We start from the raw sequence: 23703 nt of genomic DNA on the forward strand, positions 1-23703 counted from the left end.
GCTTCCACCACCGTCGCATACCACAGTTAAAAAACCATGTACTGTCTTACACAGAGTCCACAGACTTTCGCCCCATTTCAGAAGCCCGATTCCGTGTGTCCCACGGTACGTTGACCGCCTATAGCTTCTTGTACTTGTTGCTTAGACTTTTTACCCGGCCAAGCTTTTCTGGTCGGAACCCCCTAAGCCGAGTTTTCAAGGTGCTGCGCCGTCCACTTGGTTTTCGAGACTGGCCTTTTAATTCTAACGTAAAGCCGCCGTAGAACGGCGGGGTTTCAGACCCAAAATTTCCGATGATTCATACAGTGACGAAGTTGAGCGCGGGAGACTTCCCTTTGAATACGTTAATTCACCCCACTGCGGTTATCCATCCGTCGGCAAAACTTGATCCCAAGGTTAAAGTTGGTCCCTATGCTGTGATCGGGGCCCATGTGGAAATTGAAGCTGATACAATTATTGATGCCCATGTGGTCATTGAGGGTCCGACCAAAATTGGCAAGGGTAATCATATTTTTTCTGGGGCTGTTATTGGTAATGAACCACAGGATTTAAAGTATAAAGGTGGCGAAAGTAGCGTGGAAATTGGTGATAATAACCAAATTCGCGAGTTTGTCACGATTAATCGCGCCACGGATACGGGAGAAGTTACCCAAATTGGCAATAATAATTTATTAATGGCCTATGTTCACGTTGCCCATAATTGTATTTTGCAAGATAACATTATTATCGCTAATAGTGTCGCCTTGGCAGGTCATGTCCAGATCGAATCAAAAGCAGTTATCGGGGGGGTTTTAGGAGTACATCAATTTGTTCATATTGGCAAAATGGCCATGTTAGGAGGAATGAGTCGTATTGATCGCGATGTTCCCCCTTTTACTTTAGTGGAAGGCAATCCCTGTCGGGTGCGAACTCTTAATTTAGTCGGTTTACAAAGAGCAGGTTTTACCGATGAAGATATAGCTTTACTGAAAAAAGCTTTTCGGATTATCTATCGTTCTAATATAAATCTTCAGGAGGCTTTAGAACAAGTTTCTCTCTTAACCGATAACCCCCATGTTCAACATCTCTGTCAATTTTTACAATCCTCTACCACGGGAGAAAAACGCCGCGGTTTAATTCCGGGGAAATAATTTATTGATTGAGGAACAGGGAGTGGGGTGGTGGGGAAGTGGGGAAGTGGGGAAGTGGGGAAGTGGGGAAGTGGGGAAGTGGGGAGAATAAATAAAAATAATCTCCTGAATCCTATCTCCTATCTCCTGACGACCGACTCCTGACGACCGACTCCTATCTCCCGACGACCGACTCCTGAATTCTTTTATTATCAAATAATTATCCAAATGCGTATATTTATTAGCACGGGTGAGGTATCGGGTGATTTACAGGCAGCCATGCTGATTGAATCCCTTTTTAAACTAGCTAAAACCCAGGAAATTGAGTTAGAAATTTTTGCCTTAGGTGGCGATCGAATGGAGTTAGCTGGAGCAAAAATGTTGGGTAAAACCACTCGACTGGCTGCCATGGGATTAATTGAATCTATCCCCTTTATTTGGCCAACTTTACAACTACAAAAACGAGCAAAAGAGTTTTTTAGAGATCATCCTCCCGATCTGATTATTTTAATTGATTATGTGGGGGCAAATGTGGCGATCGGTCAGTCGGCTAAAAAAATTATTCCCGATGTCCCAATTATTTATTATATTGCCCCACAGGTGTGGATTTGGTCGGAAGAAAATATCCCCTCAGCTAAACTAAGGGCCACAGCAGAAAAGTTATTTAATACGGAAAAATTAATCGCCGTCACGGATAAATTATTGGCAATTTTTCCCGCTGAAGCTCGTTTTTTTGAAACAAAAGGTTTACCAGTAACTTGGGTGGGACATCCTTTAGTTGATCGTATGGCCAATGCTCCCAATCGGCAAGAAATGCGGCAAAAATGGGCAATAAAACCCGAAGAAACAGTGATCGCTTTGTTACCCGCTTCCCGTCAACAGGAGTTTAAATATCTCGTGCCGACGGTGTGCGCTGCTGCTAAAAAATTACAGGAAAAAATTCCCGATATTAAGTTTTTAATTCCCGTTCCCTTAGCTTTATACGAACCAAAAATGCGAGAATTAGTAGAGAAATATGGATTAAATGCGGTGATTATGGAACGAGATCAGACTTTAGAAGCGATTGCCGCAGCCGATCTGGCTGTGGCTAAGTCTGGTACAGTTAATCTCGAAATTGCTTTGTTAAATGTGCCGCAGGTGGTGGTTTACCGTTTAAGTGCAGTGACTGCTTGGATTGCCCGCAATATTATGAAGTTTTCTGTACCATTTGTCTCACCGGTAAATTTAGTTTTAATGCGAGAAATTGTTCCCGAATTATTACAAGAGGAAGCTAACCCGGAGAGAATTATGCAGGAATGTCTAGATTTATTATTAAATCAGCAACGTCGGCAAAAAATGTTAGATGAATACGCAGAAACCAAGGCCGGTTTAGGAACAGTAGGCAGTTGTGAGCGAGTGGCACGAGAGGTACTTAATTTTACGGATCAAGTTCCGAAAAACCAGAAAAAAGCGGGGTAATTTGCCACTACCCCACCAAATATTATCAAGGAATTACGATTACTTATAAGCGTCCATACCCTCACAGGAACAAACCAGATTTCTGTCCCCGTAAGCATTATCAACCCGTCCCACTACCGGCCAGAATTTATAATCTTTTAGCCAAGAAAGCGGGTAAGCTGCCTGTTGACGGGAATAGGGACGACTCCAATCATCGGCAGTTAAAACTGCGGCTGTGTGGGGGGCATTTTTCAAGGGATTATCGTGGATATCCATGCTACCATTAGCGATCGCTTGTACCTCTTGATAGATAGTTAACAAAGCTTCACAAAAACGGTCTAATTCGCCCAAAGATTCGCTTTCCGTGGGTTCCACCATCATTGTACCCGCCACGGGCCAAGAAACCGTCGGCGCGTGGAAACCGAAATCCATCAAGCGTTTTGCCACATCTTCCACCTCGATGCCGGCCTGTTTTTTCAGGGGACGTAAATCAATCACGCACTCGTGGGCAACCGTTCCCGCGCTACCCTTAAATAACACCGGATAGGCCGACTCCAGACGAAAAGCCATATAATTAGCGTTCAAAATTGCCACTTCTGTCGCTTTTTTCAAGCCTGCTGCCCCCATCATAGCGATATACATCCAAGAAATCACCAAAATGCTGGCACTACCCCAAGGCGCGGCCGAAATTGCCCCAATCGAGTCCTGATGCTTACCGTTAGCGGTTTCTGGGGATAATTTCGCCAAAACCAGGGAAACATCGGGCAGAAAAGGCACTAAATGGGATTTTACTCCGATTGGTCCCATGCCGGGTCCCCCCCCACCGTGGGGAATACAGAAAGTTTTATGGAGATTCAAGTGACAGACATCAGCGCCAAAATCCGCCGGACGACATAAACCCACCTGAGCATTCATATTCGCGCCATCCATATACACTTGACCACCGTATTGATGAATCAAGGCACAAATTTCGCTAATTCCCTGTTCAAAAACGCCGTGAGTGGAAGGATACGTCACCATCAAAGCCGCTAGATTATCCTGATGCTTCTGGGCCTTAGTTTTCAGGTCATCAATATCAATATTGCCCCGAGAATCACAATTAACCGCCACTACTTTCATACCACACATAACAGCGCTGGCAGGATTAGTCCCGTGAGCGGACTCAGGAATTAAGCAAATCTGACGATGACCTTGACCGCGACTTTCATGGTAGGCTCGGATTACCTGTAAACCGGCATACTCTCCCTGAGAACCGGCGTTCGGTTGTAGGGAAATGCCATCAAACCCGGTAATTTCCCCTAACCAAGTTTCTAACTGTTGAAAGAGAAGTTGATAGCCTTCTGCTTGGTCAATCGGGGCAAAAGGGTGTAATTTGCCGAATTCTGCCCAAGTTACTGGAATCATCTCCGCTACGGCATTGAGTTTCATCGTACAGGAACCGAGGGGAATCATGGAAGTATTTAAGGCTAAATCCTTTGTTTCCAGACGGTGCAGATATCTGAGTAATTCCGTTTCCGAGTGGTAACGATTGAACACCGGCTCGGTAAGATAGGCACTGGTACGGGTTAAATTAGCGGGTAATTCTAGACTAATTTTCTCGACTAATTCCGCCGCGGTAAAGGGTAATTCCTCGGTGGGGGCAAAAATTTGCCATAAATCCCACACATCCCTGAGACTGGTGGTTTCATCGACACTAATTCCTAGATTATTCTCATCAAAATAACGCAGATTAATCTTATGGGTTTTTGCCTTGGCGAGGAGAGCCTTAACTCCCGTGGATACCGTAACTTTGAGCGTATCGAAGCACGGTTCTTTCCCCACTTGATAACCCAACTGTTTTAAACCAGTTGCCAATAAAGCGGTTAATTTCTGCACTCTTTGGGCGATTTTCTTGATTCCTTCCGGTCCGTGATACACCGCGTACATGGAAGCAATCACCGCTAGTAACACCTGTGCGGTACAAATATTACTGGTGGCTTTATCCCGGCGGATATGTTGTTCGCGGGTTTGCAAAGCTAAACGCAGTGCGGGTTTACCCTGACTATCCTTCGATACCCCGACAATGCGCCCCGGAATGCTGCGTTTATAGGCATCTTTGGTGGCAAAATAAGCGGCATGGGGACCCCCATAACCCAAGGGAACCCCAAAGCGTTGACTGCTACCCACGGCAATATCAGCCCCCAATTCGCCGGGGGGAGTCAACAGGGCTAAACTGAGAATATCGGCGGCAACGGTGACTAAAGCCCCATTTTCCTGCGCTTTGGCGATAAATTCCCGATAGTCATAAATTACGCCATCGGTGGCTGGATATTGTAATAATGCGCCAAAAATCGGCGTTTGAAAGTCAAAGAGACGATGATCATCGATAATAATGTCAATACCTAAAGGAATCGCTCTGGTTTTAACAACTTCAATCGTTTGGGGATGGCAACTACTAGAGATAAAGAAAGCATTGGCTTTAGTTTTACACAGTCCATAACTCATACTCATCGCTTCTGCGGCTGCTGTTCCTTCATCGAGGAGGGAAGCGTTAGCAATTTCCAGACCGGTTAAGCTAGTGATGAGAGTTTGGAAGTTTAAGAGAGCTTCTAAGCGTCCTTGGGCGATTTCCGCTTGATAGGGAGTATAGGCGGTGTACCAACCCGGATTTTCTAAGATGTTGCGGAGAATTACCGGCGGGGTGATACAGTCATGGTAGCCCATGCCAATAAAGGAGCGAAATACCTGATTTTTGGAGGCAATAGCTTTTAATTGGGCAAGAGCGGCGTATTCACTCAAGGCAGGTGCTAGATTAAGGCTTTTTTGTAAACGAATTGCTGCAGGGACCGTTTGAGCGATTAATTCCTCCACGGTAGCAACACCCAAAACCGCCAGCATTTTCTCGATTTCCGTCTCCGTCGGTCCAATGTGACGGTTAACAAAGCTATCGGTGCAGTCTAGCAGGTCTTGCAGGTCAGCAGGAGCGAATTCCTCGGTTTTCTCGGCCGTAATTGACCTATTTAGCATATTAATCTCGGTTTCAACAATTACAAAAGTGTTGCGTTTCATCGCTAGGGGTGATTTTAACGCAACTTGTAAAATTTTTGTAATATGTACCTAAGCAAAATTAATTACACATCTAAGCCACTACTCCGTCAGACTTCTGGTGTGAGGAAACAGTGAACTGAAAACTCAAATCCGATCCCTAATAGCTGTCTCGGAGTCTCGGAGTCTCGGAGTCTCGGAGTCTCGGAGTCTCGGAGTCTCGGAGTCTCGGAGTCTCGACTAGGAAATTAATTTTGCACGACTACTTATTTGAAGCCAGCAAGTTAAAGTCTCAGCTAATTTGCTATCGAAAGTATGCACAAAATTAACCTCACTACTGCTTTGTCACCAAAAACCAACCGGAATCCGTAGATCCGATCGCCTTTAATCCTCCTAAATCAGTAGCTTCTTTGGTTTGACGATCGATAATTAGGTAGGGTTGCTTGTGACTTTGCCAATAATTGATTAATTCTTCAGCAGCAAGGGGAAAAACCCGACGACCACTATAAAAATTTAATGAGGGGCGCTCGTAGGCAAAAGCAATATAAACAGGGTGATCGGCCGGCACATATTTCTCCACTAAACTCGCCACCGGTTTGACGGGGAAATTCTCATTTAATTCCCAGATCCACAGGGGAGAATTGACGAAAATAAACAAAGAAACCAACATTCCCCAGAGTAAAACCACGCTGAATTGTTCCGAGCGCCGAGCTAACAAAATCGCCGTTGTCACCATGGTCAAGGAAAGTGACAATAAGGTTAAAAGAATTAAGGGATGGAGAGGTTCGATAGCGGCAAAATTACCTGGAAAATAGACCATTAAAGCTAATAAACCCGCCCCAACGCCGATAATACCCAGAATAATTGACCAGATTGGATTATAGGGGCGATCAATGGGAAGATTACCCACTTGCGCCAAGGCATAACCGGCCGCTAAAGCCAAGGCCGGATAGATCGGCAGAATATACCAAGGCAACTTGGTCGCCATTACCGAGACCACCAACAGATAAACACCCGTCCAAACTAACAGTAACTTCGCCCAACTGTAGAGATGTTCCTGACGTGCTAAACCTAAACCCCAAACCGAGAAAATTAACCAAGGCCAACTATATTTAAGAATTTCCAGCAGATAATACCAAAACGGTCCGCGATGATCGTCCAGATCGTCACTAACTCGCTTTAACTGTTGAACAAAAAGGGAATCAAGGAACTCCCGCTCGTAGTGCCAAAATTGGGCACTATACCAGGCAAAAGCGGGAGTTGCTCCCAACAACCAACCCGACCAAAAATAGGCAGACGTTAATAACCGGGGGGTATCCCAGAGCAGAAAAATAAAGCCGATACCCGCCAATAATAGCCCCATAATACCCTTAGTCAGACAAAGGAGGGCAAATCCTAACCCCGCCCCCAGAGACCAGCGTAAATCGCGCCGTGAGCGCAGTAAACAAACAAACATCAGCATTTCAAAACACAATACCGCTCCATCCAACATGGCTAAACGGCCATGACGCACCACCGGCAAAAGAGTTAGATAGATCAAGGCCGATAGTAAAGCTGGTAAACGAGCGGGAAAAATTTCTCGACCGAGAAGGTAGAGGAGCGGCACCGATAAAGCTGTTAAAAAAGCGGGAATTAGTCTCGTATTGGCCTCATTGATGCCCCCGAAATGGTAGGTTAGACCAATCAAACTATGAATCAACGGCGGTTTATTCAGGTAGGGATCACCCCAAAAACTGGGAAATAACCAGCGCAATTGTTCCAGTGGGGTTTGGCTAATTTCCTTGGCCACCTGAGCGATGGTCGCTTCATCCCAATCCCGCAAGGGTAAATTACCTAATCCCACTAGATAGATAATTAAGGCCGCTATTAATAATCCCAGTAAACACAGAAATTCTTTAAAATTTTCTCTCTGACGCAATTTATAGCTAGAATATCCCCAAGTAAATTTTTGACGGTTCATAAGCTGTTTTATATTTTAAATTTCAGGGGCTAGGGATGGGGGAGTAGGGAGTGGGGTAGTGGGGTAGTGGGGAGTGGGAATTATGAATTATGAATTATGAATTGGGGAGGTGGGGAAGTGGGGAAATTGAACTAAAACCCCAAAACCCCAAAACCCCAAAACCCCAACCCCCAACACCTAAAACCTGTCTCGGAGTCTCCTGTCTCCTGACGGCTAAAATAACTGATAACTGATTATGTATTGGTATAATGGCGAATTAATCGAGGATGAGCGAATAAGTCTGGGTATTGATGACGTGGGGTTGCTTTATGGAGCCACAATATTTACTACCCTGCGTATCTATCAACAAAGCTTAGATCATCCCCTAACCCATTGGCAAGAACATCTCAAACGTTTGCACTCTAGTTTACAAGTTTTCCAATGGTCTGATCCCGATTGGCAGCGAATTCGCCAAGGAGCCGAAAAATTATCCCTGTTGTATCCTGTCCTGAGAATTACAATTTTTCCCGATGGCAGGGAGTGGATTAAAGGCAGATTTCTCCCCGAAGATTTAAACCTTAGACAAGAGCGGGGAATTATTGGCTGGGTAATAGATAATCCCGCTTGGCAACGCGTTTTAGGAGAACATAAAACTGGTAATTATTTAACCCCTTGGTTAGCGTCACAAACTGCTCAAAAAAAAGGAGCAAAAGAGGCGATATTAGTCGATCGAGTCGGTCATTGGTTAGAAACTAGCACGGGTAATTTATGGGGATGGAAAGATAATTGCTGGTACAGTCCCCTGCTGACTGCTGATATTTTGCCCGGAATCGGGCGCTCGGCTTTGATCGGCTGGTTAAAAAAACAAAATATTTCCCTGCAAGAAAATCTCTGGACCCCCGAATTTGTCAGGACTTTAGAAGGAATTGCTTATAGTAATTCCCTGGTGGAAATTATCCCTTTTAATTCTATTCTTGGCTGGGATCTACAGATAAATACAGCCATTTATCGGCAAGTTTTACCGGATTTACAGCAATATTTTTCCAGTCAATTAGAGAATAAATAAGGGTGTGTTACTAGAGGCTAACACACCTAAAATCTGAAAATAATACCGCTTAAGCTTTAAAATTCTCGCTCGGAATTAGCCTCACTATCGCGTTTAGAACCGAGTAAATCTAGTTGATCGACGAGAATCACCGGTTTAGAGCGAGCTAATCCCGTGTTTTTATCATTCCAGGTATCCATTTTCAAAGAACCTTTAATCCCGATTAAACCGCCTTTTTTCACATAATTAGCGGCCACTTCCGCCGTTTTGCCCCAAATTTCCAGATCGAACCAATCCGGCTGATCGCTATTTTTAGAGCGACGATTAACCGCTAAAGTGAAAGTACATAAAACCTTACCCGACTCGAAATACTTGGTTTCTGGGTCTCTCCCCGCTCGTCCCACCAAATGAACCAGATTTAAACTCATGGTCTTAAATCCTCAATTTAGTACAATAGTATGTTTATTTTAGCCCGAAACCCTGACTTTGACCGGTGGGCAGCCAGAAAATTAGGGCAAATACCTGCGTAAATCCGGGGAGAAAGAAGCGATAATTAACTAGACTTGAGACACAAAACGTAATAAAATCCAAGTCGATTCGATCGAAAGTCTAGCCATAGCAACGTTGTTATAAGAACAGGAGTGAAAACAAGTGGGTTTTTTTAGAGGTCTAGCCTTATCAAGGGACATAGGTATAGACTTGGGGACAGCAAACACCCTCGTTTATGTGTCAGGGAAAGGTATTGTTTTAGAGGAACCATCGGTAGTGGCGATCGATCAAGATCGTAACCCGATCGCTGTCGGGGAGGAGGCCAAAAAAATGCTCGGTCGGACTCCGGGCCATGTCACCGCTCTGCGACCCCTGCGCGATGGGGTAATCGCCGATTTTTACAGCTGCGAGATCATGTTAGCGGAATTCATCAAACGAGCGCTCGATGGCACGATTGGCAATCCCCGCATGGTAATCGGTGTTCCCAGTGGGATTACTGGAGTAGAAAGACGTGCGGTGGTGGATGCGGCCAAAAATGCCGGCTCGCGAGAAGTGGGGTTAATTGATGAACCGGTTGCTGCGGCCTTGGGTGCCGGTTTACCCGTCTCGGAAGCGACGGGAAATATGATCATCGATATCGGTGGTGGCACGACGGAAGTGGCGATTCTCAGTCTCGATGGGACAGTGATCAGCGAATCCGTCCGTGTGGCCGGGGATGAACTCACGGAAGCAATTATCGCTTATCTAAAAAAAGTCCATAACCTGATTATCGGGGAACGCACGGCCGAAGATATCAAAATTCGCCTTGGTTCGGCTTATCCCTCCCCCGGAGATGAATTTCCTCCTCTGGAAGTGCGGGGATTGCATCTTATGTCCGGTTTACCCCGCACCGTGACGATCAAAGCGGAAGAAGTGCGGGAAAGTATGGATGAGCCACTTTCCGTGATCGTTGATGCGATCAAACGTACCCTAGAAAAAACTCCCCCCGAATTAGCGGCCGATATTATCGATCGCGGCATCATGTTAGCGGGAGGGGGTGCTTTATTACGGGGACTCGATCGCCTAGTCAGTCACGAAACCGGTATCGTTACCCATATCGCTGAAGATCCCCTGCGCTGTGTTGTCAAAGGCACGGGAGAAGTGTTAAAAAATCAGAAACTCTTTGAGCGGATCGTTAATGAAACAACTCGCAATGTCTAAAGGTCACTAGGATCGGTTAGCGGCAAAACACACGGATTCTCACTCTACACAGCCAAGAGGTTTTAAATCGCTCATGTATTCAGCACGACGAAAATGGACACAGCAGGGATGGCGAATTTTTCTGCTCGCTGCCGCTTTGGGGGTAGCTTGGTACATTCGCACCTATCAAAGTGGGGCGATTTTAGAATTGTATGGTTTATTAACCCGCCCTTTTCAGGGAGAGGAAACTAATCTGCAAGAGCAACTTCTGGCCGATCAACGGGTGCGAGAATTACAAAATCGTTTAAGTGAAGTCGAATATCAAAATCAACAATTAAAAAAACAGCTTGGTTATTATCAAACCCAGAAAAAACCCCTGATTTCTGCCCCAATTATTGGCCGCAGCGCTGATGATTGGTGGCAACAGGTAATTATCGGTCGGGGTAGCACCGATGGTGTGGAAGTGGGTGCTTCGGTGACGGGAATTGGCGGTTTAGTGGGACGGATTAGGGAAGTTACTCCCCACACCAGCAAAGTTTTATTGGTCAGTAATTCCCAAAGTCGCATCGGAGCAACGGTGAATCGTAGTCGGGCCATGGGTTTAATTCAAGGTCAGGATTCCCAAGTCGCCACCCTGCGCTTTTTTGAAAAAGCTCCCGATGTCAAACCGGGAGATGTGGTGACAACTTCGGCTTTTAGTAGTCTTTTTTCGCCAGGGTTGCCCATCGGTCGCATAATTTCCCTTAATTTACAGGAAAATCCCGCCCCCACCGCCAAAATTGAATTTACCGCCACCGTGGACAATCTCGAATGGGTGTTCGTTCACCCGCAACCCCAGCAGTGAGAGGGGGAATTATGCTGAAATTAAGCCGTTTATCAGCCCGTTCTCGTTTTATACTGAATATTTTAGTCACTATCGCTTCACTGCTTCTCTGTACCTTTCTTTCCTTAATGCGGCTCCCCGGTATGGAGATTTTAGGCATCGCTCCCAATTGGTTACTGATTTGGTTGGTTAGTTGGAGTCTCAATCGCTCTTGTCTCGATAGTGTGGTGGCCGGATTAGCGCTCGGCACTATTCAAGATAGTCTTACCTCTAATTATCCTTCCCATATCATGGTTTTTGGTCTCATCGGTTTCCTCACTTCCCGTTTACACCGACAACGTTATGTTAAAGAAGAATTGATCGCCGTGGTCTTAATTGTCTTTGTTATGACTTTAATCGCCGATGGTGCGATCGCTTTTCAATACTATCTACAAGGAGGCAAAAATCTCGCTGATCTTTGGCTCGATTATCAACGCATTGGCCTCACTTCTGCTCTGCTTAGTAGTCTCTGGACTCCCCTCGTCTATTATCCCCTCCAGCAATGGTGGCGACAATTTAGCGATCTTTAAGGAGACAGGAGATAGGAGACAGGAGATAGGAGACAGGAGATAGGAGACAGGAGATTATTTTTATTTATTCTCCCCACACCCCACACCCCACACCCCACACCCCACTTCCCCACTTCCCTCACCCGCTCAACTAACATGAAATACAAACAAAAACTTAGTCAATTTTTTCATAATCTTGCTAATAAATTAGAGAATTCCGAGCAACCCCCTAAAGTCGATCCTATAGACTCCAAATCTGCGCCAGTTGCGGGGGAAAAGCCAGTAGAAGCCGCTTCCGAAGAAAAAAAGGTTAATTTAGTCTCCCAAACCAGTAGCAAGGCTCTAGAGACATTTAAACCCATAAAAAACAAATTTACTACCCTGATCGACAATTCCCCCTTACCGCAATGGCGACAACATCCCCGCTTTGGGTTGTACTTGGGATTGGGATTAGGCGTAACTGGGGGCATTTTAGGGGTAGGTTGGGGCATTTATCGCCTTGAAACCTCTCTACCGCAAAATATCGCCGATATACAAACATATACTCGTCCCGGCACCCTAACCATTCAAGCCGCTAATGGGGAAATCCTCAAGCAAAATGGCCCTAGCACTTACGAAACCGTGAAAATTGCCCAAGTTCCCCCACTGGTACAGGAGGCCTTTATCGCTAGTGAAGACCGCCGTTTTCGCCAACACGGGGGAGTTGATGGCCAGGGTATTGCTCGCGCTCTCTTTTCTAACCTGAGAGCCGGGGGAGTGGTGGAAGGAGGCAGCACCATCACCCAACAATTGGCCCGGATTGTCTTTTTATCCCAAGAAAGGAGCTTTGATCGCAAATTACGGGAAATGCGTATCGCTCAGAAAATAGAAGATAACTATACAAAAGACCAGATTTTAGAGCGTTATTTTCACCTAGTTTATCTCGGTTCCGGGGCCTACGGTCTTGCCGATGCCGCTTGGTTATATTTCAGTAAACCCGTCGATAAATTAACTCTAGCCGAAGCTGCCACCCTTGCCGGGATTGTTCCCGCTCCTAGTCTCTATTCTCCCCTCGAAAACCCTAAATCTGCCCTAGAACGGCGTAATATCGTCCTAAAAACTATGGCCGAGGTGGGATTTATTACTAACGCTCAAGCAGAACTGGCGATCGCATCTCCCCTAGTCATTAAAACCAGTCCCCTAAAACGTCTGCAACGGCAAGCGGCCTATTTTACCGATTATGTGGAAAAAGAACTGCCGCAACTGGTTCCCGCTAAAACCCTAGAAGCGGGGGGATTGGTGGTAAAAACTACCCTTAATCCTCGTTGGCAAAGGGAAGGGGAGGAAGTGGTAGAAAGAGCGGTTTCTCGTTATGGCAAGTGGCAGCACTTCCAACAGGCGGCTTTAGTGGCAATTGACCCCAAAAATGGACAAATTAAGGCTATGGTCGGGGGAATTGACCACGATAAGAATCAATTCAATCGGGTGACACAGGCAAAACGTCAGCCGGGATCTACTTTTAAACCTTTTGTCTATGCGGCGGCGATTGCGGCGGGGAAATCCCCCTATTCTAATTATAAAGATGCTCAGTATGTGGTGGATGGTTATAAACCGGAAAACTACGGTGATAGGTATAGCGGCCGCGAGGTGTCCATGCGCGATGCTTTGACTTCTTCCCTGAATGTGGTGGCAGTTCAGGTGTTAGTAGCTGTGGGTTGGAATCCGGTGATTAAATTAGCTCAAGATATGGGGATCCAGTCGAAACTTTTACCCACTTATTCTTTGGCTTTGGGTGCTTCGGAAGTCAATCTTTTAGAATTGACCAGCGCCTACGGCACTTTTGCTAATAATGGTGTGCATCAACCAGTTTACGGTATTAATCAGGTACTCGATCGCAATGGTAAGGTAATTTATCAAGCCAATTTTAAACCGAAAACTGCTCTGAATAAAAACACGGCAGCGACGATGACTTGGATGCTGCAGGATGTGGTTAATTCGGGAACGGGAACCCCCGCACAAATCGGTCGTCCGGTGGCAGGAAAAACCGGCACTTCTGATAAGGCTCGCGACCTTTGGTTCGTCGGTTATATTCCCCAATTAGTCACGGGAATTTGGCTCGGTAATGACAATAATAAACCCACCAATGGAGCCAGTACCATGTCCGCTTGGATGTGGCGACAATTTATGTTAGGAGCAATCAAGGATATTCCCTATCAAGGTTTCCCAGAACCGAATTTAGGCAAACGTCCAGTGACAGTAAAAGCGGAACCCATTAAACCCCGACGTACCTACTTTACCCAAACTACTAACAATCGTTTAGCCAGCAGCGATGAGGGTTCCCCCACCGAAGGCCCCATCCGCAGACGGCGACGGGTTCGGGTAAGTCGCGAGCAAACTATCGTTCGTTCTAATACTAGCGAACCGGGCCAACGCCGTTCTAGTCGTCGGCGTACTACCGTCGCTCCGTCCAGCGCCGCTGCGCCTAGTCCTGAAAATACGGCCGCCGCGGCAGCCGAACCGATTACCGTTCCCGTCACTGTGGCGGCCCCCGAAACTCGTTCGGTTCCCCTAGAGGTAACCCCTCCCACCGATGTGATTCCTCCCGCACCCCCGGCAGAAAGACGCTGAATCGGCACGACAACCCTCGCAGGATTTGCGGGGGTTACAGAGGATACTTTATCTCTGCTGATTTCTGAAAGCCTTGTAAATCAAGAGTAAAAATATAGTTGCACACGGGGTTAAATCCGTTGAGTATAGGCTACATATCAGGAGAGACAGTCATGCAAGGGGAGTGACTCTTAAATTATTACAGATGCGTCAGCGGCTGTCCCCCAACGGGGGGTTTGGGTAGGGTTGATTCATGAATCAACCCTACTATCAATCAACCCTACTATCAATCAACCCTAGGAGTTTGGGGGTTCTACCCCCCAAAGGCTTGGATTGAGTGATAAAATCGGAAGTAATACGGCCATCCGTTGAGTATAGGCTACATATCAGGAGAGGCACTCATGCAAAAGGGGGAATAAATAATCAGTTTTTAATAACCGGACTCAGTAGAATAACTAAAAAGCTTGTTTAATGCCGATGACCAGTTTTATTTCCCCCACTACCATCTCTTCAACTCGTTTAAGTCTCAGCTATCAAGTGGCTATGTCGGAACCGACTTCGCACCTCTTTGAAGTCACTCTACAAATTACCGGTTGGCAAGCTCCGATTTTAAACCTAAAAATGCCGGTTTGGACTCCCGGTTCCTATCTAGTGCGGGAATACTCCCGTTTAGTCCAAGATTTTCAAGCTGTTAACCTCAACAGTCGCAAAGTTGCTAAAAATCACTGGCAGATTGACAATGGTGACAGTTCCGAAATAACGGTCAAGTATCGCGTTTTTGCCCACGATTTAACCGTCAGAACCAACCATCTCGATGATACTCACGGTTACTTCAACGGGGCTGCTTTATTTTTCTATATCCCCGATTATCAAAAACATCCCCTCACCCTGACAATTATCCCCCCCCATGGCGATTGGCGCGTTACCACTGCCTTAAAATCTTTACCCGGACAGAAAAACACCTTTCACGTTCCCGATTTTGATACCCTGGTGGACAGTCCTGTGGAGGTGGGGATTCATCAGTTATACGATTTTGTCGTCGAGGGAAAACCCCATCAATTAGCTATCTGGGGACGGGGAAACGCCAATCCTAGTCAAATTATCGCCGATACCACTAAAATTATTCAAACCGAGTCGGCTATGTTCGGTGGACTCCCTTATGATAATTATCTCTTTTTGCTACATCTTTCGGCGGCTGGTTACGGGGGACTAGAACATAAAAATTCCTGTACCCTTAACTATATGCGTTTGGGATTACGAGATAAGGATAAATATAATCGTTTTCTGCAATTAGTCGCCCATGAGTTCTTTCATCTCTGGAATATCAAGCGTATTCGCCCAAAAGCTTTAGAAAGCTTCGATTATGATGCAGAAAATTATACTTCTTCCCTCTGGTTTGCCGAAGGAACCACCAGTTATTACGATATAGTAATCCCTCTACGGGCGGTAATATACGATAGTAAGACTTTTTTAGAGCTTTTAAGCAAAGAAATCAGCCGTTATCTCAATATACCCGGTCGTCTTGTCCAACCTCTAGGCGAAGCGAGTTTCGATGCCTGGATAAAACTCTACCGACGGGATAGCAATAGCGATAATAGTCAAATTTCCTACTATCTCAAGGGGGAATTATTGTCGCTGCTTCTCGATTTACTAATTCGCACCCACACCGATAACCGTCGTTCCCTCGATGATGTTTTACGCTCGATGTGGCAACATTTCGGTAAAGAGGAGATTGGTTATACCGATGGGGAATTGCAAGCAATTCTCGAATCTGCCGCAGGGGTGGATTTAAGCGACTTCTACCGCCGTTATATCGACGGTTTAGAAGAATTACCCTTTAATCAATATCTTGAACCTTTTGGACTCTATCTGCGGGGTGTTGACAATGGGGAGACGATACCTTATCTGGGAATGCGGCTACAGAGTGAAGCGGGTAAAGAAATAATTAAATTTGTCGAGATGGGTTCCCCTTGCCAAAAAGCGGGAATTAATGCTGATGATGAGTTATTGGCTATCGATGGATTGCGGGTGACGGCGGAACAGTTAAACGAAAGATTAAAAGACTACCGCGCAGGTGATATTATTCAGATAACAGTCTTTCATCTCGATGAATTGCGAACCCTTGCTGTTCCACTGGCTGCCCCGCAGACGATTCGCTATGAAATTATCAGGGTAGAAAATCCTTCTAATAGCCAGAAACAAAATTTTTCCGCATGGGTAAATCCCGTTTAATTCTTGGTTAAATCAACAAAAAAATGTCTATTACCGCCGAAATTCCTTTCCTTCCTCTCGCCTATTTTGAGAATAAATTTATCCCTTTTACTGAGGCAAAGTTATCCGTTGCTACCCACGCACTACACTACGGAACTGCCGCTTTCGGTGGTTTACGAGGTACTCCCGACCCTAGCAATCCTGGACAGATATTATTATTTAGATTGGAACGTCATTGTCAGCGTTTAAGTCAAAGTGCTAAGTTTCTTAATTACGAGATTCCTGCCGATAAAATCTATCAAATAATTATCGATTTTGTTAAAAAAAATCAGTGTAATCGACCTTTTTATATTCGTCCCCTTGTCTATAGTTCGGGGTTGGGAATTGCCCCGCGATTGCATGGTATCGAGAAGGATTTTCTCGTCTATGGTCTAGAAATGGATGATTATTTAGCGGCCGATGGGGTTAATTGTCGGATTAGTTCTTGGTATCGTCAAGAGGATAGAAGTTTCCCGTTGCGAGGTAAAATTAGCGCCGCTTATATCACTTCTGCTTTAGCAAAAACGGAAGCGGTAGAATCGGGGTTTGATGAGGCAATTTTAATGAATTCTCAAGGTAAAGTCTGTGAAGCGACGGGAATGAATATTTTTATCATCAGAAATGGTCAGCTAATTACTCCTAGTTTTGACCAAGATATCCTAGAGGGTATTACTAGAGATAGTGTTTTAACTATCGCGCGGGATTTGGGTATTCCGGTTATTGAAAGACCCGTAGATAAGACGGAGTTATTTATCGCTGATGAGGTGTTTTTCAGTGGCACTGCGGCGAAAATTACTCCGATTAAAAGGATTGAAACTTTTTCTTTACCTGCGGCTAAACCGATTACTTATCAGTTAAAAGAAAAGTTAATCTCTATCGTTCTCAATCAGGAACCAAAGTATCAAGATTGGATTACTAAAGTTCCTTTATAGTTAGAGAAATTTACTTGATTTTTCCTTGAGATGCGTCAAATGATGGCGCATCTAGAGGAACCCTGAAATAAACAGAATTTATCTATTTTTCGGTTTGATTCCTTCCTGTATGTAGGGTATAGTTTTATTAGGATCAATCTTTAGGATGGGTTTCTTCCCTGTTGCTGTTTTTTCTTTTTGATTGTCGCTTTCTTGCTGATTTTGACTATTATCAGTTGTATGTTCCATAGTAGAGCAAATAAGTATGACAAATATTCGGCTTACCTATGATTATACCTTAAACTCTATCAAAGTTGTCAAGGATAGTATTAATCAACTAAAGACAAAACTTACTTTGATTCTGACTATTAGCGGTGTTTTGGTTAATTTTGGCAAAGATTTACCTGCTTATATAGTTTCCCTTGAATGTAACCAGTCTATTTATCCTTGTCTTAGCTGCTATCTTTTGAAATTTTTGGCCTATTTATTCACAATTATTACTATTGGCTTAGGATTATGGGGTCTATCCCCAGTAGTGGGTGGTGAAATTATCCTACCAGAACAATTGCTTGCTGAGGAATGGAACCAAGCAGAGGAAGAAGACTATCTAACGGCTTTAATACAATATTTACAAACAGAAACTTTAGTTATAATCTCTAAAATTAGAGAGCAAAAAGCAATTAGATTAAATTGGGCAATTAGGAGGATAGTAACAGCAGTAATCTTGTTTTTATTAGATGAGATGATTTTTATTTCTATTCCTGTTTTGGGTAAATTTTGTGCGGGAATCTAACCCTAACTACCTTACTGCGCTAACACAGCCTACTTAATATTTTCTTGAAAAATAAGCTCTTGGGATTATTTATTGATCATTTATATTCGAGAAATTCTCAGCAGATAATGTGGATAATCTAGTCGATATTGTCATAAAAGTTAACAACGCTCACTGAATTTTCTTGATACACCCCAACTAGGGATGAATTTCTGGTATCGCCGGTCACTGAAATAGGTACAATAAACATTGGCTCGTTTTCATAGAGAACTTAAATGACGCAAAATAATCCCCTAGAGTTGATTGAGAAGTTAGAAACAGGAATCCCCGGCTTTGATTTTCTTTCGGAAGGGGGATTACCGAAAGGAAGAGCAACTTTGATAGCGGGGACGGCAGGAAGTGCTAAAACGGTTTTTGCCTGTCAATTTCTGGCAGAAGGCATCAAAAATGGAGAAAATGGCGTTTTTGTCACCTTCGAGGAGCCACCCCAAGCACTAAGAAAAAATATGGGTGGTTTTGGTTGGAATATCCGGCAGTGGGAGGAGAATCGTCAATGGGCCTTTGTCGATGCTTCCCCCCAACCGGAAGAAAAGCCGATGGTGACGGGAGAATACGACCTAGGCGCATTAATCGCTCGCATTGAGTTTGCTATCCGCAAAAATAAAGCCAAACGGGTGTCTATGGATTCTTTAGGCGCAATTTTTAGCCATTTAAGTGATAGCGCTCAAGTGAGAAGTGATCTTTTTCGTCTGGCAACCGCTTTGCGAGAATTGGAAGTAACAGCGATTATGACCGCAGAAAGAACCCAAGAATACGGCGAAATCAGTCGTTATGGGGTGGAGGAGTTTGTGGCCGATAATGTGGTGATTTTACGCAACGTTTTAACCGATGAGAAAAGAAGAAGGACGATCGAAATTTTAAAATATCGGGGAACCGATCACCAAAAAGGAGAATTTCCTTTTACAATTATTCCCAATAAAGGGGCCGTGATTATTCCTTTATCAGCCATTGAATTAGAACAAAAATCCTCTAATATTCGCATTACTTCCGGCAGTTTGGAACTCGATAGAATGTGTGGGGGTGGTTTCTTCCGCGATTCGGTTATTTTGGTTTCGGGAGCCACAGGAACAGGAAAAACCCTGATGGTGACAGAATTTATGGCCGGGGGAGTAACCAATGGGGAAAGATGTTTAATTTTTGCCTTCGAGGAAAGTCGAGAACAGTTATTTAGAAATGCTACCGGTTGGGGTGTGGATTATGACCGCATGGAAAAGGAAGGTAAATTAAAGGTAGTCTGCCGTTATCCCGAAACTACGGGTTTAGAAAATCATTTAATTATGATGAAGGAAATTATCGAGGAGTTTCAACCTAATCGAGTGGCAGTAGATAGTTTATCTGCTTTAGAAAGGGTTTCTAATCTGAAAGGATTTCGGGAATTTATTATCGGTTTGACTTCTTTTATTAAGCAAAAAGAGGTGGGAGGATTATTTACTTCCACCACTCCCACTTTATTAGGAGGTTCCTCGATCACAGAAGCGCATATTTCTACAATTACCGATTCAATTATTCTGCTGCGTTATGTGGAAATGTATGGAGAAATGCGCCGCGGTATCACTGTTTTAAAAATGCGCGGTTCTATGCACGATAAGGATATTCGTGAGTTTTCGATCGATCATCAAGGTATGCACATCGGTCAACCTTTCCGCAATGTTACCGGAATTCTGGCTGGAACTCCTATGTACACAGCACAAACAGAAGTAGAACGTTTGAGTGGATTATTCGAGGATCGTAGTTAAAATACAGCAGCATTTGCTAATCGCACATCGGCCGTTAGCTTTTTTCTCCCTATCTCCTGTCCTCTTCTTGCTTTCTTGATATGTCTAAAAACTTTTGGTTTATTTTTCTAGGTCTTTTACTGATAAATAACCTACATTTATCAGTCTTAGCAGAAACAGTTTTACAAAGAATTGCTCGCAGGGGAGAATTAAAAGCGGCAGCCAGAAAAGACGCTACTCCCTTTAGTTATATCGATGAGAAAACGGGACAATGGACAGGTTACGGAGTGGAATTAATGCGCTTAGTCCAACGTCGATTAGAACAACAATTGGGTAAACCGGTTACAATAACCTTTACAGAAGCGACGACTAATAATCGTTTTCAGCAAGTGGAACAGGGACAAGTAGATTTATCCTGTAATGCGGCAACAATTACGGAAGAAAGACTAGAAAAGGTTAATTTTTCTATTCCCTATTTTATGACAGGAGCGCAATTTCTAACTAAAAGGGAAAATGTTGATAAAATAGATATTAATAACACTTTAGCGGCAGTTGCGATCGCCTATATTCCCCACACCACCACCGATAGTATTATTCGTTATATATATCCTCTGGCTAATTGGCAAGCTGTCAGTGATCGAAGTGAAGCAGTGGCAAAATTACAAAGGGGAGAAGTAAAAGCAGTGGTTAGTGATGGAATTCTTCTGCTGGGGGAAATCGTTAAACAAGGACAGGATCCGCGACAATTTGTGCTACTACCCCGTCAACCGATTACCACCGAACTTTATGGCTGTATTTTACCCAAAAACGATCCCGAATGGAAAAAATTTGTTGATACTGTCGTCGGCAGCAATGATAACCAGAAACTGCGAGAACAATGGTTTAATTTAGAAGAAAGTTCTTTCCCTTATACGATTCTCAATCAACCCTAAAAATAGACTGTGATTGCTGAAAATTAAAAGTAAGTAAATTCTGGTTTTTTTGCTTTTTCCTTGTTACTTTTTCCTGAAAAACTATGTCTTTTGTCGGTTTACATATTCACAGTGATTATAGCTTACTTGATGGTGCTTCCCAATTACCGGCACTAATTGATCGAGCGATCGAATTAGGACAACCAGCGATCGCTTTAACCGATCATGGAGTCATGTATGGTGCGATCGAATTAATTAAAACCTGTCGTAATAAGGGAATAAAACCAATTATTGGCAACGAAATGTATGTAGTCAATGGCGATATTGAAGTCAATCTTCGCCACCGAAAATATCATCAAGTTGTTTTAGCCAAAAACACCCAAGGCTATAAAAATCTAGTTAAATTAACTACTATTTCTAATCTGAAAGGTATTCAAGGTAAAGGCATTTTTGCTCGTCCTTGTATCAATAAAGAGTTACTCCAGCAATACCACGAAGGATTGATAGTTACCAGTGCTTGCTTGGGTGGAGAGATTCCCCAAGCAATTTTAGCTAATAACAGAAAATTGGCTAAGGAAACTGCTAAATGGTATAAAAAACTTTTTGGTGATGATTTTTATTTAGAAATTCAAGACCACGGTTCTAAAGAAGATCGGATTGTCAATGTAGAAATAGTTAAAATTGCTAAAGAATTAGGAATTAAAGTAGTTGCTACTAACGATTCTCACTTTATTTCCTGTTACGATGTAGAGGCACACGATGCCTTACTTTGTATTCAAACTGCCAAGTTAATTACTGAAGACAAACGCCTCCGTTATAGCGGCACAGAATACTTAAAATCTGCTGATGAAATGCGTTTACTTTTCCGTGATCATCTGCCCGAAGATGTGATTGAAGAAGCGATTAATAACACATTAGAAGTAGCAGAAAAAGTCGAACATTATAACATATTTAATGAACCAAGACTACCTAACTATCCAGTTCCTGCGGGACATACTGCTGATAGTTATGTAGAAGAAATTGCTTGGTTAGGATTACTAGAAAGATTAAAATGTCCTTCTCGTCACGAAATTGAAACTACTTACAAAGAAAGGCTAGAATACGAATTAAAAATGTTACAGAAAATGGGATTTTCTACATATTTTCTCGTCGTTTGGGACTATATAAAATATGCTAGAGATCATGATATTCCCGTCGGTCCAGGACGCGGTTCTGCGGCGGGTTCTTTGGTAGCATATTCTTTAAAAATAACCAATATTGATCCCGTTCATCACGGTTTATTATTTGAGCGTTTTCTCAATCCTGAACGGAAATCTATGCCTGATATTGATACGGATTTCTGTATCGAGAGACGGGATGAAATGATCCAATACGTCACGGAAAAATACGGGGAGGCTAATGTTGCCCAAATCATTACTTTTAACCGCATGACATCAAAAGCTGTCTTAAAAGATGTGGCGCGTGTGTTAGATATTCCCTACGCCGAATCGGATAAAATGGCGAAAATGATTCCCGTTTCTCGCGGTAAACCCACACCTTTAAAAGTGATGATTTCCGATGAAACTCCCGAACCAGCATTTAAAGAAAGATACGATACGGAACCCCATGTGCGTCATTGGTTAGATATGGCAATTCGTATCGAAGGTACTAACAAAACCTTCGGAGTTCATGCTGCGGGAGTCGTGATTTCTTCCCAGCCTTTAGATGAAGTGGTTCCCCTCCAGAAAAATAATGATGGTGCGGTAATTACCCAATATTTCATGGAAGATTTAGAATCATTGGGATTGTTAAAAATGGACTTTTTAGGGTTAAGAAATTTAACCACTTTGAAAAAAACTGCCGATTTAATTAAACAAAATCAGGGCATAGAAATTGATCTGGATCAATTGCCTTTAGATGAAAGAAAAGCCCTGCAAATTCGGGCTAAAGGAGAACATAAAAAACTACCTCCCGATATTCTCAAAACCCACGGATTACTCGAAGAAGGGGATTTAGAAGGTATTTTCCAGTTAGAATCATCGGGGATGAAACAGATCGTTAAAGAGTTAAAACCATCGGGTATTGAGGACATATCTTCAATCTTAGCACTCTATCGCCCCGGACCTTTAGATGCGGGATTAATTCCTCTCTTTATTGGCAGAAAACACGGTAGAGAACCCATTCGTTATGATCATCCCTTATTGGAACCAATTCTTAAGGAAACCTACGCAGTTTTAGTCTATCAAGAACAGATTATGAAAATGGCGCAGGATTTAGCGGGTTATTCCCTGGGAGAAGCGGATCTATTGCGTCGGGCAATGGGTAAGAAAAAAGCCTCCGAAATGCAGAAACAAAGGGAGATGTTTATCGATGGTGCTGCTAAAAATGGCGTGGAAAAAAGAATCGCTGAAAATCTCTTTGAACAGATGGTAAATTTTGCCGAATATTGTCTAGGAGGTGAGACGTTAATTTTAACTGAGGAATACGGATTATTACCAATTGCTAAAATTGTGAGCGAAGAAATTAACTGCACTGTTTATACTGTTGACCAAAATGGTTTTGTTTATAGTCAACCAATCTCTCAATGGCACGAGCGAGGTTTACAAGAAGTCTTTGAATACACCCTAGAAAATGGGCAAACTATCCAAGCAACCAAAGATCATAAATTTATGACTAGCGACGGAGAAATGTTAGCTATAGATACAATATTTGAGCGAGGTTTAGATTTAAAATCCTCTGATTTTTCCTAAAAGCCAAACCCCCCAATCTAGGATTGAGGGGTAGGAAAGAATAATCCTGGCATCGAGCTATTGTCCCGGTCGGCAACCCGACAAGTATCTTGGCCACGGTGAAGTTTCACAACCGAGTTCGGGATGGAATCGGAGTGGTGCCATCACGTTAAAGACACCAGGAAGGGTAGAACCCT

At 43.7% G+C, this 23703-nt stretch carries 18 protein-coding genes and 1 rRNA gene; 13 read left to right on the forward strand and 6 right to left on the reverse strand.

The genetic code is table 11. From position 1 onward, the window contains the following. Window positions 1-293: 293 nt before the first annotated feature. Window positions 294-1130: an acyl-ACP--UDP-N-acetylglucosamine O-acyltransferase gene (gene lpxA, locus O9300_RS00985; RefSeq protein ID WP_287969507.1), complete on the forward strand. Its 837-nt coding sequence runs from the start codon at window positions 294-296 to the stop codon at window positions 1128-1130. On the opposite strand, the gene O9300_RS00990 is transcribed toward lpxA, so the two are convergent. Then, the gene (locus tag O9300_RS00990) at window positions 1113-1325 is read right to left on the reverse strand and encodes a hypothetical protein (protein ID WP_287969509.1); all 213 of its coding nucleotides are present in this window, start codon (window positions 1323-1325) and stop codon (window positions 1113-1115) included. The genes lpxA and O9300_RS00990 overlap by 18 nt on opposite strands. Before the next feature lie 12 nt (window positions 1326-1337). Here O9300_RS00990 and lpxB point away from each other — a divergent pair, with 12 nt between their 5' ends. After that, window positions 1338-2567, forward strand: a complete 1230-nt coding sequence (gene lpxB / locus O9300_RS00995; RefSeq protein ID WP_287969511.1) for a lipid-A-disaccharide synthase — start codon at window positions 1338-1340, stop codon at window positions 2565-2567. A gap of 39 nt (window positions 2568-2606) precedes the next feature. Here the strand turns inward: lpxB and gcvP are convergent, their stop codons facing one another. Together gcvP and O9300_RS01005 are read right to left on the reverse strand one after the other, a co-directional pair. Then, entirely contained in the window at window positions 2607-5594 is a 2988-nt protein-coding gene (gene gcvP, locus O9300_RS01000; RefSeq protein ID WP_287731264.1) for an aminomethyl-transferring glycine dehydrogenase, read from the reverse strand. A 310-nt stretch (window positions 5595-5904) separates the two neighbouring features. Next, window positions 5905-7530: an ArnT family glycosyltransferase gene (locus tag O9300_RS01005; RefSeq protein ID WP_287969513.1), complete on the reverse strand. Its 1626-nt coding sequence runs from the start codon at window positions 7528-7530 to the stop codon at window positions 5905-5907. A 235-nt stretch (window positions 7531-7765) separates the two neighbouring features. Here O9300_RS01005 and O9300_RS01010 point away from each other — a divergent pair, with 235 nt between their 5' ends. Then, on the forward strand, window positions 7766-8575 hold the full coding sequence (locus O9300_RS01010) for an aminotransferase class IV (RefSeq protein WP_287969515.1): 810 nt from the start codon (window positions 7766-7768) through the stop codon (window positions 8573-8575). Window positions 8576-8631: 56 nt separating this feature from the next. On the opposite strand, the gene O9300_RS01015 is transcribed toward O9300_RS01010, so the two are convergent. After that, window positions 8632-8982 carry a single-stranded DNA-binding protein gene (locus O9300_RS01015; protein WP_002797092.1) on the reverse strand — a complete coding sequence of 117 codons (351 nt, stop codon included), beginning with the start codon at window positions 8980-8982 and terminating at the stop codon, window positions 8632-8634. A 223-nt stretch (window positions 8983-9205) separates the two neighbouring features. Here O9300_RS01015 and O9300_RS01020 point away from each other — a divergent pair, with 223 nt between their 5' ends. The 3 genes from O9300_RS01020 (at window position 9206) to mreD (ending at window position 11614) form a co-directional block, all read left to right on the forward strand. Beyond that, window positions 9206-10243 carry a rod shape-determining protein gene (locus O9300_RS01020; RefSeq protein ID WP_147070009.1) on the forward strand — a complete coding sequence of 346 codons (1038 nt, stop codon included), beginning with the start codon at window positions 9206-9208 and terminating at the stop codon, window positions 10241-10243. A gap of 73 nt (window positions 10244-10316) precedes the next feature. Beyond that, entirely contained in the window at window positions 10317-11066 is a 750-nt protein-coding gene (mreC, locus tag O9300_RS01025; protein WP_287969517.1) for a rod shape-determining protein MreC, read from the forward strand. Next, the gene (gene mreD / locus O9300_RS01030; RefSeq protein ID WP_287969519.1) at window positions 11033-11614 is read left to right on the forward strand and encodes a rod shape-determining protein MreD; all 582 of its coding nucleotides are present in this window, start codon (window positions 11033-11035) and stop codon (window positions 11612-11614) included. The genes mreC and mreD overlap by 34 nt, the downstream gene beginning before the upstream one ends. Here the strand turns inward: mreD and O9300_RS01035 are convergent. Next, the gene (locus tag O9300_RS01035; RefSeq protein ID WP_287969520.1) at window positions 11611-11751 is read right to left on the reverse strand and encodes a hypothetical protein; all 141 of its coding nucleotides are present in this window, start codon (window positions 11749-11751) and stop codon (window positions 11611-11613) included. The genes mreD and O9300_RS01035 overlap by 4 nt on opposite strands. Here O9300_RS01035 and O9300_RS01040 point away from each other — a divergent pair. The 7 genes from O9300_RS01040 (at window position 11750) to O9300_RS01070 (ending at window position 23527) form a co-directional block, all read left to right on the forward strand. Continuing rightward, window positions 11750-14200 (forward strand): transglycosylase domain-containing protein, encoded by a 2451-nt coding sequence (locus O9300_RS01040; RefSeq protein ID WP_287969522.1) that lies wholly within the window; start codon window positions 11750-11752, stop codon window positions 14198-14200. The genes O9300_RS01035 and O9300_RS01040 overlap by 2 nt on opposite strands. A gap of 450 nt (window positions 14201-14650) precedes the next feature. Further along, window positions 14651-16411, forward strand: coding sequence for a M61 family metallopeptidase (locus tag O9300_RS01045; RefSeq protein ID WP_287969524.1), 1761 nt, complete (start codon window positions 14651-14653; stop codon window positions 16409-16411). A gap of 23 nt (window positions 16412-16434) precedes the next feature. Next, entirely contained in the window at window positions 16435-17361 is a 927-nt protein-coding gene (locus O9300_RS01050) for a branched-chain amino acid transaminase (protein WP_287969526.1), read from the forward strand. 244 nt (window positions 17362-17605) lie between these two features. Beyond that, window positions 17606-18133, forward strand: a complete 528-nt coding sequence (locus O9300_RS01055) for a Pycsar system effector family protein (RefSeq protein ID WP_287969528.1) — start codon at window positions 17606-17608, stop codon at window positions 18131-18133. A 254-nt stretch (window positions 18134-18387) separates the two neighbouring features. Continuing rightward, window positions 18388-19908, forward strand: a complete 1521-nt coding sequence (gene kaiC, locus O9300_RS01060) for a circadian clock protein KaiC (RefSeq protein ID WP_002797104.1) — start codon at window positions 18388-18390, stop codon at window positions 19906-19908. Between the two features lie 80 nt (window positions 19909-19988). Further along, window positions 19989-20819 (forward strand): amino acid ABC transporter substrate-binding protein, encoded by an 831-nt coding sequence (locus tag O9300_RS01065; RefSeq protein WP_287969530.1) that lies wholly within the window; start codon window positions 19989-19991, stop codon window positions 20817-20819. An 83-nt stretch (window positions 20820-20902) separates the two neighbouring features. Continuing rightward, complete coding sequence (locus O9300_RS01070) at window positions 20903-23527, forward strand: DNA polymerase III subunit alpha (RefSeq protein ID WP_287969532.1); 2625 nt, start codon at window positions 20903-20905, stop codon at window positions 23525-23527. Between the two features lie 44 nt (window positions 23528-23571). On the opposite strand, the gene rrf is transcribed toward O9300_RS01070, so the two are convergent. Continuing rightward, window positions 23572-23689: ribosomal RNA gene (rrf, locus tag O9300_RS01075) — 5S ribosomal RNA — on the reverse strand. Window positions 23690-23703: the final 14 nt, after the last annotated feature.

It is taken from the genome of Microcystis sp. LE19-195.1E, from assembly GCF_027532095.1.
GTDB lineage: Bacteria > Cyanobacteriota > Cyanobacteriia > Cyanobacteriales > Microcystaceae > Microcystis > Microcystis aeruginosa.

Excerpts from the sequence above, each read along its gene's own strand:
- lpxA (WP_287969507.1), top strand. The coding sequence starts at position 294 with ATGATTCATACAGTGACGAAGTTGAGCGCGGGAGACTTCCCTTTGAAT.
- lpxB (WP_287969511.1), top strand. The coding sequence starts at position 1,338 with ATGCGTATATTTATTAGCACGGGTGAGGTATCGGGTGATTTACAGGCA.
- gcvP (WP_287731264.1), bottom strand. The coding sequence starts at position 5,594 with ATGAAACGCAACACTTTTGTAATTGTTGAAACCGAGATTAATATGCTA.
- O9300_RS01005 (WP_287969513.1), bottom strand. The coding sequence starts at position 7,530 with ATGAACCGTCAAAAATTTACTTGGGGATATTCTAGCTATAAATTGCGT.
- O9300_RS01010 (WP_287969515.1), top strand. The coding sequence starts at position 7,766 with ATGTATTGGTATAATGGCGAATTAATCGAGGATGAGCGAATAAGTCTG.
- O9300_RS01015 (WP_002797092.1), bottom strand. The coding sequence starts at position 8,982 with ATGAGTTTAAATCTGGTTCATTTGGTGGGACGAGCGGGGAGAGACCCA.
- mreC (WP_287969517.1), top strand. The coding sequence starts at position 10,317 with ATGTATTCAGCACGACGAAAATGGACACAGCAGGGATGGCGAATTTTT.
- mreD (WP_287969519.1), top strand. The coding sequence starts at position 11,033 with ATGGGTGTTCGTTCACCCGCAACCCCAGCAGTGAGAGGGGGAATTATG.
- O9300_RS01040 (WP_287969522.1), top strand. The coding sequence starts at position 11,750 with ATGAAATACAAACAAAAACTTAGTCAATTTTTTCATAATCTTGCTAAT.
- O9300_RS01035 (WP_287969520.1), bottom strand. The coding sequence starts at position 11,751 with ATGTTAGTTGAGCGGGTGAGGGAAGTGGGGAAGTGGGGTGTGGGGTGT.
- O9300_RS01045 (WP_287969524.1), top strand. The coding sequence starts at position 14,651 with ATGCCGATGACCAGTTTTATTTCCCCCACTACCATCTCTTCAACTCGT.
- O9300_RS01050 (WP_287969526.1), top strand. The coding sequence starts at position 16,435 with ATGTCTATTACCGCCGAAATTCCTTTCCTTCCTCTCGCCTATTTTGAG.
- O9300_RS01055 (WP_287969528.1), top strand. The coding sequence starts at position 17,606 with ATGACAAATATTCGGCTTACCTATGATTATACCTTAAACTCTATCAAA.
- kaiC (WP_002797104.1), top strand. The coding sequence starts at position 18,388 with ATGACGCAAAATAATCCCCTAGAGTTGATTGAGAAGTTAGAAACAGGA.
- O9300_RS01065 (WP_287969530.1), top strand. The coding sequence starts at position 19,989 with ATGTCTAAAAACTTTTGGTTTATTTTTCTAGGTCTTTTACTGATAAAT.
- O9300_RS01070 (WP_287969532.1), top strand. The coding sequence starts at position 20,903 with ATGTCTTTTGTCGGTTTACATATTCACAGTGATTATAGCTTACTTGAT.